Here is a 12,989-nt window from a genome sequence, read left to right on the forward strand (position 1 = left end):
CTCTTATAACATGAAAGAATTACGATATTTAAACAAATATTTCATTAAGTACAAATACAGCTTTTCACTCGGTATTATTATCACCATAATCGCACAAATATTTTCTTTATTTACACCAAAATTAATTAGTAAGTCATTTAATGAAATTGAAGCTTTCGCTAAAACTAAATCTGTAGACACCAGCGTAATAAGCCAAGAATTAATTTCGAATATCTTATTAATTATTGCAACGACTATAATAGCAGGTTTCCTTACTTTCTTAATGCGACAAACTTTGATTGTAATGTCGCGTCATATCGAATTCGACCTAAAAAATGAAGTTTTTCGTCAATACGAAAATCTCTCCCAAAATTTTTACAAGCAAAACCGGACAGGCGATTTGATGAATCGCATAAGCGAAGACGTTTCCAAAGTAAGGATGTATGTTGGTCCCGCTGTCATGTACTCGATAAACACTTTCATCCGTTTTGCCATCGTAATTGGCTATATGTACAATGTATCACCAAGATTGACTTTGTACACCATACTACCTTTACCCATATTATCCTATTGTATCTTCAAATTGAGTTCTGAAATCAATGTAAGATCGACAACATTCCAACAATATTTATCCAAAGTTTCCAGTTATACACAAGAAGTTTTTTCGGGAATAAGAGTTATAAAAGCCTATTCATTAGAAGATCAGCATCAATCCAATATTAGTGATCTGGCTAATGAAAGCAAGAGCAAAAGTTTAAGTTTAGCAAAAGTACAATCCCTTTTCGGCCCATTAATGATTGCCCTGATTGGTGTTAGTAACTTAATCGTGATTTATTTTGGAGGTTTGATGTATATTGATGGGACCATCAAAAGTATCGGTACCATTGCTGAATTTATTTTGTATGTGAACATGCTCACTTGGCCTGTAGCATCTTTGGGATGGGTTTCCTCCATGGTACAAGAAGCCGAAGCATCTCAAAAAAGATTGAATGAATTTTTGAAAATCGAACCAGAGATTCAGAATACAAATATTCACAGATCAAAAATTGAAGGCAGTATTACCTTTGACAATGTGAGTTTCACCTATAATGATACTCAAATAAAAGCACTTCAGAATGTAAGCTTCACTGTTCATAAAGGAGAAACTCTAGCAATTTTAGGGAAAACCGGTTCTGGAAAATCTACTATTTTGGCCTTACTTTCACGATTATACGATGTAACTAGCGGGCAAATTTTGATAGACAACCATGAAATTAGTCAACTCAATTTATTTGATTTGAGAAACAGCATCGGAGTAGTTCCCCAAGATGCCTTTTTATTTTCCGACACCATCAAGAACAATATCAAGTTTGGAAAAGAAGATGCAACCGATCAAGAAGTGGAAGCAGTGGCAAAAAGTGCTGTCGTTCATGACAATATTATCGGTTTCAACAAAGGATACGACACCATATTGGGAGAAAGAGGAATTACACTTTCCGGCGGACAAAAACAACGTGTTTCTATCGCCAGAGCCATCATAAAAAATCCTGAAATTTTACTATTTGATGACTGTCTGTCTGCCGTTGATACCGAGACCGAAGAAGCCATTTTGAACAATCTTTACCAAATATGCAAGAACAAAACCACTATAATTGTTAGTCATCGGGTATCATCTGCAAAAAATGCTGATAAAATTATCATTCTCGAAGAAGGGAAGATAATTGAACAAGGCACTCATAATCAATTAATAAACCAAAACGGATATTATGCAGCCCTTTATTTAAAACAACTTTCGGAAAAAGAATTGCTTTAATTGTTGTATAATACATATATTTTTATGATTTTTGATTGCTATTAAATAATAAAATGACGATACGATTATGAGAGAAAATGATATGTTAGAAAAAGAAGAAATCTTTTCAAAAGTTTTAAGAGCTGGTAGAAGAACCTATTTCTTTGACGTAAGAGCTACCAAAGCTGACGATTATTATATCACAATTACCGAAAGCAAAAAATTCACAGAAGAAGATGGTTCTTTTCATTTCAAAAAACATAAAATCTATTTATACAAAGAAGATTTTACCGCTTTTTCAGAAATTCTAGAAGACATGACATCATACGTTTTGAACCACAAAGGCGAAGAGGTAATTTCGGAGAGACACCAAAAAGATTTCAAAAAAGAATATGCTTCAGATGACAAAACAAACGAAGACATTATTCCAAATACATCTAGCTTTACAGATATCGAATTTGACGATATTTAATATAAAAGGCATAAAAAACAAAAGCCGACAGTTCAAAAACTGTCGGCTTTTTGCTTTAATATTAAATAGCAACTATCTATTTTTTTTTTACAGTTCCTTCCTAAACGTTTTTCTACGACAATGAACCACGGGATTAAAGTTCTTCCAAAGCAATTGAATGGCCAAATTATCTGATAATTCGGGTGTTCTAAAACAATTTTGAATTCCTTTTTCGGTAAAAGTTTTGTGGTATTCATTAAAAATCACTGCGGTCACTCCTTTGTTTTGATAATCAGGATGCACACCAATAAGATAAAAAACAACATCCTTGCTGTTACGCCTTGCATTCAATAAATGCAAAAACCCAAAAGGAAATAATTTACCATTTGCTTTTTGAAGCGCTTTCGAAAAACTAGGCATCACAATCGCAAAAGCCACAAGATTTCCGTCCTTATCTTCAACATATTTTATGTATTCAGGATTGATAAAGCTGATGTATTTTTTCTTGAAATATTCTTTTTGCACATCGGATATCGCAACAAAGGAAGATAGACTCGCGTACGATTCATTAAACAAATCAAACATTTTATCCACATAAGGCATTACGGCTTTTGTAGATTTGAAATTGATGGGCTTAAGTTGGTATCTTTTTTTGACCAACTCGTTTATTTTTTCAAAAAATTCTGGTTTAGCATTTGCAAAAGGGAATTTGTTTTCGACATATTCTTTTTCGGTTACGTAACCTAATTTTTCAAAATGGGTTGCGTAATATGGATGATTATACCAGGTAATCATCGTTCCTAATTCGTCAAAACCTTCTGTTAAAACACCTACTTTGTCCAGATTTGAGAAACCCATTGGGCCTTCAACATATTCCAAATTATTTTTTTGTCCCAATTCATATACTTTTTCAAGCAAAGCCTTAGTTACTTCAATATCGTCAATAACGTCAAACCAACCAAAACGAACTTTCTTTTTCTGTTGATGATTAACCTCATCCCAGTTGATGATTGTCGCAATTCTACCTACTATTTTATTGTCCTTATAAGCAACATAAAAATTGGCTTCAGCGCTGTTAAAAGCAGGATTTTTGGTTTTATCAAATGTTTCCAGTTCATCGGCAATTATCGGCGGAACCCAATACGGGTTGTCTTTGTATAAGGAAAAAGGAAATTTTATAAATTCGATTAACTCGTTTTTAGTCTTGGCTTCTTGAATGGTAATCATTGCTTTATTTATGGGGAGTTGCTATTACTTCTTTGTTTTTTTAAACCCTTTTTTGGTTTTGCTCTTTTTAGCCATTTTTTCTGCAGCTTCTTCTTCTTTGGTCAAAAGATGAACTTCCTTGTATCGACCGTCATAACGCCAAGAAAGTCCAACGCCACCATAAAGAATTGAAGGCGTATCTTTAAAATTAGTACTTATGGAAGCATCAACCTGCATGTTCTTGTTAATCAAATATGCGGCTCCACCTCTAACAATGGCATCACTGTAATAATCACTTTTTATACCTTGATTTTCAACAAAAGCAGACCATTTTTTATTAATTCCTTTGGTCAAAGTTAAAATATAACTCAAACTGGGATAATCGGTAGTCATGTAATTGGAAATGATATTGGTTACAAAAACCCAAGAACCATCACCCAAATGATTCTGCAAAATGATGGCTACTTTTGGTGTAATTTCAGATTCTGGGGAAAAATAAAAAGGATTATCAGCTCCTGTAAAATTTGCTCCGGCAAAAATAGCAACAGCAGGGATTACTTGGTGCCAATCGAATTTATGATTTGCTTTCCAACTGTATATATTCGCTTCTTTTTTATATCCTTTATTCGGATCATAAATCAAATATTTAGCTCCTAAAACAGATTGCTTGAAATCGGCTCTCTCATCAACCTGCATCGGATATGTAAATGTTTCATTTAGATATTGAACGTCCGCAATGAATTCTAAATTCTCCAAAAAAGCACCGTATCGCACTTCAAAATCAATTCCAAAACCATTAGCATCATACTTTGATAAATTATGACTTTCCTGAATACCAAACACACCTGTTTCTACTTGTAAAACCGTTTTTCCAACTGCAAAAGCAGACATGGATTCACCTGGTCGGTTTGAATTAATTTCGTCCGTGTGTTGCCCGTAATGAATTGTTGGAAGTAAAAAAAGGGAAGCAAAAAATAATGTTTTGATATTGAACATACTGAAATATTTGAGTGAAAAGCTATAACGCTTTTCAAATGTACTATATTTTATTGTAACTATCATTTTGTTAAAAATTTCTTAGAACATTTGATTTAATACAAAGTCTACTATGGATTCTGATTCAAAAAATCAATCAATTCGCGAGTAGCTTTTCCTCGGTGACTTATTGCATTTTTGGTTTCCAATGAAAGTTGCGCAAACGTTTCCTGATATCCTTCAGGCCTAAAAATAGGGTCGTAACCAAAGCCTAGATTTCCGTTTTTTTCTAAAGTGATTACTCCACGGGCAATTCCCGTAAAAAGATATTGTTTCCCTTTCAGATTTAAAGTAATTACGGTTTTAAACTGAGCATTTCTATTTGCTGAATTTTCTAAATTTACAAGTAATTTATCCATATTGTCTTCTGCCGATTTTTGATCACCAGCATAACGAGCAGAATAAACTCCAGGTTCTCCATTCAGCGCTTCCACTTCCAATCCTGTATCATCGGCAAAGCAATCATATCCATATTTCTCGGTTACGTAATTGGCTTTCATAATAGCATTCCCTTCAATGGTATCAGCAGTTTCTGGAATTTCTTCATTACAGCCTATACTTTCCAGACTAATAATTTCAATACTTTCAGGAAGCATACTCTGTATTTCATGAATTTTATGGGCGTTGTTGGTAGCAAAAACGATTTTCATTAGAATTTTATTAGATTTAAATTTACAAAGTAAAAATACGGTGTTTTAAAATGGTTTTTATTATTTTTTTTATTTCTGAAAAATTAAGTTTTTTTTTGTAATACTTTGACGCTTAATTACCTGCAATCAACATACATGATATTGCAACATTAAATTTATTTTAACAATAATTATATGTAAGAAACTTTAACATAAAATGTTTTTTTATGTATATTTTTACTATTAATATTGCATTTTAATAATCAAAAATTTACAAAATAAAATGAAAAAATTAAGTATTTTATTCCTTTCAGTTTTGACTTTAGGAATGACTGTTGTTTCTTGTAGTAGTGATGATGATAAAGCTGAGGCTTCTATTGAGGGAAAATGGAATTTGAGTAAAATGAGCTATACAGCACAAGGAGTAACATCTCCAGAGGCGGATAACTGGGATAATACTCCTGGCTGCACTAAAAATTATTTAGAAATTAAAACAGGAGGTGTTGCTGTCTATGGTGCTTACGAAGGTACAGATTGTACTCTTTCAACAGAAACTGGAACTTGGTCTAAAGATGGAAATAAAATCACTATTAAATTTGGTGATGATACTGAAGTTTTTGAACTAATAAGTGTAACAGATTCAGGTTTGACTCTTAGATATACATTTACTGAATCAGGGCAGTCTTTCACTGTAAATGATATTTATACAAAATAATTGTTTTAAATATTAAATATAAAAGCCAACAGCAATGTTGGCTTTTTTTATACTGTTTTTGACCAAATCCATTTCGGAAAAGTATTTCTTATCAGTTTAATAAAATTAGATTTAAACAATTAAAATACTGTAGGTTAAAAAACCGTTAAAAAGCTATTTTTCAGCAATTTAAACATTAAAAAATTGTAAATTTGATTGTGGTTTTGATTAATTACTTGAGCATATAATATCACAAATATTCAATATTAGAAAAAGTATTCTCAATAGTCAACTATACCGAATTTAAGTATAAGTTAGATAATGATAAATCAGAACTACAATGGGAGGGCGGTACATACGCCCTCCTTTTTTTATTGCTATTTTAAGTATAACGCAATCTTACATAAACGTGCTTGATTCCTTTTTTATCTGAATCCCTTTCGTCTATTTCCAGAATATCGGTAAGTGATTTGAGCATAGGTGTGAGTTTATTGAAACCATAACTTCTTGGGTCAAACTCTGGTTTTTTCTTTACTATAAGATTTCCAACATCACCCAAGAAAGCCCAGCCGTCATCATCGCAAATATCATCTATAGTATCTTCTATCAGCTCGATGGTTTTGTTATCAATTTTTATGGCAGTTTCTTTTTCAGGAGTTTTCTTGATTTCTTTGGCATCTGCAGCTGGAGTTGAGGCTGTTCGTTTTGGTTTTTTCTTATTGATTGCACCTTCCAATACCTCTATAAAAATGAATCGGTCGCAAGACACAATAAAAGGATTTGGTGTTTTTTTCTCGCCCATACCAATAACTTTCATTCCCGATTCCCGTAATCGAATCGCCAGTCTTGTAAAATCGCTGTCACTGGAAACAATGCAAAAACCATCCACCTTGTCCGAATACAGCAAATCCATCGCATCGATAATCAGGGCAGAATCAGAGGAGTTTTTCCCGACGGTATAACTGTATTGCTGAATGGGTGTAATGGCGTGTTCAAGCAACACGGACTTCCAACCGTTGGCATTGGGTTTGGTCCAATCGGCATAAATACGTTTTGTGGTTGGCGTTCCGTATTTGGCGATTTCCTCCATCATTCCTTTTACATTACTGTAAGGAACGTTGTCGGCATCAATGAGTACGGCAAGTTTTAGTTCTTTTGTATTTTGGGACATACCTAATTTAGATTTTAGATTGCAGATTTTAGACTTCAGATTTTAAATTTTCAAATTGATATTGCAATTGTGATTACTATCAACATTAAAACAACTTCAAATATACGTGTTTTATTGAAGAAAGTTGTTGATTACAGCATTAGCCCTGATGGAAATGGAAAGCCTCGACGGAATAAACCTATTTTTTCTTGTGGTGCAAGAGCGACCAACGAAAGCTCCATGCGGCACAATAGAAAAAAAGGTTTATGACAGAGAGCTTGTAATGGACAGCAGGAGAAAGCTCCTCACATTGACTTCGCTAAAAATGACCCTTCGACTTCGCTCAGTATGATGGTATTGCTATTTATAATGGTTTGGTTTTAGAAAAATAAATATACTTTCAAGATGCTAATACATTATAAATAATTATTTTTGCAACTTCTTAAAATTAATAGTAGTACAGATATATATTATGGTAAAAGATTTATTCGAAAGAATTCAAAACAATAAAGGGCCTTTAGGAAAATGGGCATCACAAGCAGAAGGTTATTTTGTATTTCCAAAATTAGAAGGAGACTTAGGTCCAAGAATGACATTTCAAGGAAAAGAGGTTTTGAACTGGAGTTTGAATGACTATTTAGGTCTTGCAAATCATCCAGAAGTGCGTAAAGCAGATGCCGATGCGGCTATCGAATATGGCGCTGCAGCCCCAATGGGAGCACGTATGATGAGCGGTCACACTAAATATCACGAACAATTAGAGAATGAATTGGCTGCTTTTGTAATGAAAGAATCAGCTTATTTATTGAATTTTGGTTACCAAGGAATGGTGTCTATCATTGATGCTTTAGTAACTAGAAATGACGTGATTGTTTATGATGTAGATGCGCACGCTTGTATTATTGACGGTGTTCGTTTACACAGCGGAAAACGTTTTACGTACAAGCATAACGACATCGAAAGTATGGAGAAAAACTTGGATCGTGCTACAAAATTAGCCGAAACAACAGGTGGTGGTATCTTATTTATTACCGAAGGTGTTTTTGGAATGCGCGGACAACAAGGAAAGCTGAAAGAGATTGTGGCGATGAAAGAAAAATACAATTTCCGTTTACTTGTTGACGATGCACACGGTTTTGGAACACTTGGAAAAACAGGTGCCGGGGCTGGTGAAGAGCAAGACTGTCAAGACGGAATTGATGTTTACTTCTCCACTTTTGCCAAATCAATGGCAAATATTGGTGCTTTTGTAGCGGCTGATAAAGACATTATCGATTATTTAAAATACAACTTACGTTCTCAAATGTTTGCCAAAGCATTACCAATGATCCAAACTATTGGTTCTTTGAAACGTTTACAATTGTTGCGTGATAACCCAGGATTGAAAAACAAATTATGGGAAAACGTAAATACTTTGCAAAACGGTTTGAGAAGCAAAGGATTTAACATTGGCGACACAAACACTTGTGTTACACCGGTTTATCTTGAAGGAAGTGTACCGGAAGCAATGGTAATGGTAAACGACTTAAGAGAAAATTATGGTATTTTCCTTTCGATAGTAATTTATCCGGTTATCCCAAAAGGAATGATTTTATTGCGCGTTATCCCTACCGCTTCACATACATTCGAAGATATTGCTCAAACACTTACTGCTTTTGAAGCGATCCGTGAGAAATTAGTAAACGGAACTTACAAAGAAATTGCAAGCAGAACTAAAGTAGATTTGGACGCTTAATTTTTAGCAGTTCATCTGAATATAGTAAATCCATCGGTCGAAAGGCTGATGGATTTTTTTTTGGAGCAGAATTTTCTTGTCTATCATCAAGTTCAGTCCTGCTATCCGCTATATTCCATCTCGTAGAAAAAACGAGATGGGATACCGCTTCTATCAGGGCTATTCTACAGCTTTATATTTTCATAAGAAACTGTACCAACAACGTATAAAAATTCTTTATTTTTATACTTTCAAAATAAAAATCGAAGATGAAAAAAATATTTCTTTCACTGATTCTACTGCTTTCCGTAACATTAATTACTGCTCAAAAAACAGAATATACCACTGCTACAAATATTCCTTATTATAGCGAAGCTGAAGCCAAAACAGATCCATACATCAAAGAACGTTGCGTTCTCGACATCTATTACCCAAAAAACACAAAAGGATTTACGACAGTAATTTGGTTTCACGGAGGAGGATTAACAGGTGGAAACAAAGAACTTCCAGAAGGTCTTAAAGACAAAGGCTTTTGCGTCGTTTCAGTAAATTATCGATTATCTCCAAAAGTAAAAGCACAAAAATGCATTGAAGATGCTGCAGCAGCCGTAGCTTGGACATTCAAGAATATTGCCACTTACGGCGGAGATGATTCGTTAATTATAGTTTCAGGACATTCAGCTGGTGCATATTTGTCATTGATGGTGGGAATGGACAAAAAATGGTTGAAAGCTGATGGAGTAGATGCTAATTCTATTGCAGGGTTGATTCCATTAAGTTCTCAAACTATTACGCATTTTGAAATCCGAAAAGAAAGAGGCATACCAGAAACCCAACCAATCGTCGATGAGTTTGCCCCATTATATCACGTTCGTGCCGATGCTCCGCCTTTATTACTAATTACAGGCGACAGAGAGTTAGAAATGTTGGGACGCTATGAAGAAAACGCCTATATGGCGCGAATGATGAAACTTACTGGTCACAAACAAACGACTTTATATGAATTACAAGGTTTTGGACATAATATGACAGAACCCGCTTTCCCATTGGTTGTCAAAGAAATTCAAAGAATTGTTTCCCTAAAAAAAGAACTCAAAAAATGACCCCTCACTTATTAATTATTCCAGGACTCGGAGATTCTGGCGAAAAACACTGGCAAAGCTTTTGGTTGCAAAAATTCACTAACTCAACCAAAGTTATACAAGACAATTGGGACGAACCTCAACTCGAAGAATGGCTTGAGAAGCTTTCGATAACTATTAAAAAGATAGAGAAACCAACCATTTTGATAGCTCACAGTCTGGCAGTTTCCCTAGTAATGCATTGGGTTTCCCAAAATAACAATCCAAACATTATAGGCGCCATGCTTGTCGCTCCCGCCGATGTGGATTCGCCTGCACATACACCCGATTTCCTGAGACACTTTGCTCCCATTCCAACACAAACTGTTCCATTTCCTTCACTGGTTGTTGGAACCGAAAACGATACGTATATGTCGCTAGAAAGAGCCAAAGAATTAGCCACATACTGGGGCAGTGATTTTATAAATATTGGTCATAAAGGGCACATCAACTCCGATTCTAATCTCGAATATTGGGAAGAAGGCCAAACATTTCTTCAGCAATTAATCACAAAAATAAAAAACTAAAAATGCCAAATCCAATAGTTTCTGCAGCTTGGTTACAAGAACATTCAAACGATTCAAATCTAATTATACTTGAAGCACGATTAGATCAAAACCAATCGAATTTAGAGAATCAAAATCCCGATTTACAAATAAAAGGTGCTCGTTTATTTGATATCAAAAATAATTTTAGCGACACCAATAATCCATTACCAAACACTTTTCCTTCAGAAGAGAAATTCACTACCGAATCTCAAAAATTAGGCATCAACTCAAACAGCACTATTGTGGTTTATGACACTTTGGGAATCTATTCAAGCCCAAGAGCGTGGTGGATGTTCAAAGCTATGGGCCATTCAAATGTTTTTGTTTTGGATGGAGGACTTCCGGAATGGATTAAAGAAGGATTCCCAACAGAAAAACAAAACGATGCAATTTATCCAAAAGGTGATTTTGTGGCCAAATTTCAGCCTGAATTAATCAAAAATAAAGAACAGATTCTGGAGAACATCTCAACTAAAGAAGCCGTTCTCATGGATGCCAGATCCGCAGATCGATTCCACGCCACTCACGAAGAACCGAGAGCTGGATTAAGAAGCGGACATATTCCTGGTTCCATCAACGTTCCTTTCACAGAACTGCAGCAAGACGGAAAATTCAAATCAAAAGAAGAATTAAAAAAAATCCTAAAACTGAACGACCAGCCGTTATTTTTTACCTGCGGTTCAGGAATTACCGCCTGTATTGTTTTATTGGCCTCTGAACTGATTTCGGACAATCCAAAAGCAGTATATGATGGTTCTTGGACCGAATGGGGACACGTCACTGATTTACCCATTGAAAAATAAAAAGGGGACCAAAAAAAAGGCTTACCATATAAGGAATATAAGGGCATATAAGCTGGGGCTTTAAGACAGTCTTATATGCCCTTATATTCCTTATATGGTTAAATTTTGACACCTATCACTCCACCGCCACTTTATAAGTTGGATCTTCAAGAATATTCACATCAATAACTGCCCCTGCATTTTGCAACAACTGCCTGCAATTGGGACTTAAATGACGTAACCGAATCGTTTTGTTCACATTGGCATAGCGCTCCGTAATTTTATTCAAGGCATCAATGGCACTCATATCCATGATTTTACTTTCTTTAAAATCAATGATAACCTCATCGGGGTCATTGGCAACATCGAATTTCTCTGCGAACGTAGTCGTTGATCCAAAGAAAAGCGGACCGTATATCTCGTAATGTTTCACTCCGTTTTTGTCAATGTATTTTCTTGCACGAATTCTTTTGGCACTTTCCCAAGCAAAAACCAAAGCAGATATAATCACGCCTATCAATACCGCTAATGCCAAGTTATGCAGAAAAACCGTTATTAAAGCTACGGTCACCAACACAAAAATATCATGTTTGGGCATTTTATTAAAGATTCGGAAACTAGCCCATTCAAAAGTCCCAATCGCCACCATCATCATTACTCCAACCAAAGCCGCAATAGGCAATTTTTCGATCACAGGTGCCCCAAATAATATGATTATCAAAATAGTTATTGCTGCTATTATTCCAGACAATCGCGCCCTAGAACCCGCGGATATATTAACCAGCGTTTGAGCAATCATAGGACATCCTCCCATTCCGAAGAAAAAACCATTCAAAATATTGGCGCTTCCCTGGGCAATACATTCTCTGTTGCTATTCCCTTTCGTATCCGTTAATTCATCAACCAAATTCAAAGTCAGCAATCCTTCCGTCAATCCAACTCCAGCCATAATTAGGGCATAAGGAAAAACAATCTGAAGCGTATTAAAATTCAAAGGGACGTTAGGAATATGAAAGGGTGGAAAACCACCGCTTATAGAAGCAATGTCTTTTACTGTTTTTGTATCAATATTCAATACCAAAACCACTATAAAAACTACAATTATAGCAACTAAAGAAGGTGGAATCTTTTTGGTTAATTTAGGAAAACCAATCACAACAATAATTGTCAAAGCCACCAAACCCAACATAGTATATAAAGAACTTCCCGAAAGCCAAACATTTTCACCATTGACAACTGTTTTAAACTGTTCTATCTGTGACATAAAAATAACAATTGCCAATCCATTTACGAAACCATACATTACGGGTTGTGGCACCAATCTGATAAATTTACCAAGTTTGAACAAACCCACTAAAATCTGAAAAACTCCCGCCAATGCAACAGCAGCAAACACATAATCCAATCCATTCGATTTCATTAAGGCAATCAAAACGATAACAGTCGCTCCCGCCCCACCCGAAATTAGACCAGGTCTTCCTCCAAATATTGCTGTTATCAATCCCATTATAAAAGCGGCATACAATCCCACTAAAGGCGGAAAACCAGCGAGTATAGCAAAAGAAAGCGATTCCGGAATCATCGTCATCGCTACTGTAAGACCTGCTAGAATTTCGATTTTATAATCTACTTTTTGATTGAAATTGAATAAACTAAAATATCGCTTCATAAATTGAAAATAGTTTGTTTTTTTGAGACGTGCAAAAATACAGCTTTAAACTTCGATTCAACTCGAAATTATCCTCCTGATCTTAATCAGTATTCCTTATAAAACTGTAAAAATCATAAATTAATGGTGACTGCTTATCTATCTTCAACAACAAAAATCACTACATCATCTTTTTCTTTCTTTTAAAGATAAAAACAACTAAAACACTAAATTACAATCAATTACATGATAAAAATCATT

The 12,989-nt window shown here is 34.9% G+C and carries 12 protein-coding genes; 7 read left to right on the forward strand and 5 right to left on the reverse strand.

The features are described 5' to 3' along the window. Positions 1–10: 10 nt before the first annotated feature. Both B0E44_RS01695 and B0E44_RS01700 read left to right on the forward strand, forming a co-directional pair. Entirely contained in the window at positions 11–1,771 is a 1,761-nt protein-coding gene (locus B0E44_RS01695; RefSeq protein WP_077370513.1) for an ABC transporter ATP-binding protein, read from the forward strand. A gap of 67 nt (positions 1,772–1,838) precedes the next feature. Next, entirely contained in the window at positions 1,839–2,222 is a 384-nt protein-coding gene (locus B0E44_RS01700; protein ID WP_077370472.1) for a PUR family DNA/RNA-binding protein, read from the forward strand. A gap of 87 nt (positions 2,223–2,309) precedes the next feature. Here the strand turns inward: B0E44_RS01700 and B0E44_RS01705 are convergent, their stop codons facing one another. From B0E44_RS01705 to B0E44_RS01715, 3 genes are all read right to left on the reverse strand, one after another. Then, a complete protein-coding gene (locus tag B0E44_RS01705; RefSeq protein ID WP_077370473.1) occupies positions 2,310–3,428 on the reverse strand; it encodes a GTP cyclohydrolase in 1,119 nt (372 codons plus the stop codon). A 24-nt stretch (positions 3,429–3,452) separates the two neighbouring features. Continuing rightward, positions 3,453–4,403 carry a transporter gene (locus B0E44_RS01710; protein ID WP_077370474.1) on the reverse strand — a complete coding sequence of 317 codons (951 nt, stop codon included), beginning with the start codon at positions 4,401–4,403 and terminating at the stop codon, positions 3,453–3,455. A gap of 110 nt (positions 4,404–4,513) precedes the next feature. Then, positions 4,514–5,092, reverse strand: coding sequence for a non-canonical purine NTP diphosphatase (locus B0E44_RS01715; protein WP_077370475.1), 579 nt, complete (start codon positions 5,090–5,092; stop codon positions 4,514–4,516). 262 nt (positions 5,093–5,354) lie between these two features. On the opposite strand from B0E44_RS01715, the gene B0E44_RS01720 reads away from it, so the two are divergent. Further along, complete coding sequence (locus tag B0E44_RS01720; RefSeq protein WP_077370476.1) at positions 5,355–5,786, forward strand: lipocalin family protein; 432 nt, start codon at positions 5,355–5,357, stop codon at positions 5,784–5,786. Between the two features lie 361 nt (positions 5,787–6,147). Here B0E44_RS01720 and B0E44_RS01725 read toward each other — a convergent pair whose 3' ends face one another. After that, positions 6,148–6,936, reverse strand: a complete 789-nt coding sequence (locus B0E44_RS01725) for an NYN domain-containing protein (protein WP_077370477.1) — start codon at positions 6,934–6,936, stop codon at positions 6,148–6,150. Positions 6,937–7,387: 451 nt separating this feature from the next. On the opposite strand from B0E44_RS01725, the gene B0E44_RS01735 reads away from it, so the two are divergent. From B0E44_RS01735 to B0E44_RS01750, 4 genes are all read left to right on the forward strand, one after another. Next, positions 7,388–8,650, forward strand: a complete 1,263-nt coding sequence (locus tag B0E44_RS01735; protein ID WP_077370479.1) for an aminotransferase class I/II-fold pyridoxal phosphate-dependent enzyme — start codon at positions 7,388–7,390, stop codon at positions 8,648–8,650. Positions 8,651–8,898: 248 nt separating this feature from the next. Continuing rightward, a complete protein-coding gene (locus tag B0E44_RS01740; RefSeq protein WP_077370480.1) occupies positions 8,899–9,732 on the forward strand; it encodes an alpha/beta hydrolase in 834 nt (277 codons plus the stop codon). Continuing rightward, positions 9,729–10,277, forward strand: coding sequence for an alpha/beta hydrolase (locus B0E44_RS01745; RefSeq protein ID WP_077370481.1), 549 nt, complete (start codon positions 9,729–9,731; stop codon positions 10,275–10,277). The genes B0E44_RS01740 and B0E44_RS01745 overlap by 4 nt, the downstream gene beginning before the upstream one ends. A 2-nt stretch (positions 10,278–10,279) precedes the next feature. Next, positions 10,280–11,101, forward strand: a complete 822-nt coding sequence (locus B0E44_RS01750; RefSeq protein WP_077370482.1) for a sulfurtransferase — start codon at positions 10,280–10,282, stop codon at positions 11,099–11,101. Positions 11,102–11,216: 115 nt separating this feature from the next. Here B0E44_RS01750 and B0E44_RS01755 read toward each other — a convergent pair whose 3' ends face one another. Then, positions 11,217–12,749, reverse strand: coding sequence for a SulP family inorganic anion transporter (locus tag B0E44_RS01755; protein ID WP_077370483.1), 1,533 nt, complete (start codon positions 12,747–12,749; stop codon positions 11,217–11,219). Positions 12,750–12,989: the final 240 nt, after the last annotated feature.

It is taken from the genome of Flavobacterium sp. A45, from assembly GCF_002001005.1.
Classification (GTDB): Bacteria; Bacteroidota; Bacteroidia; order Flavobacteriales; family Flavobacteriaceae; genus Flavobacterium.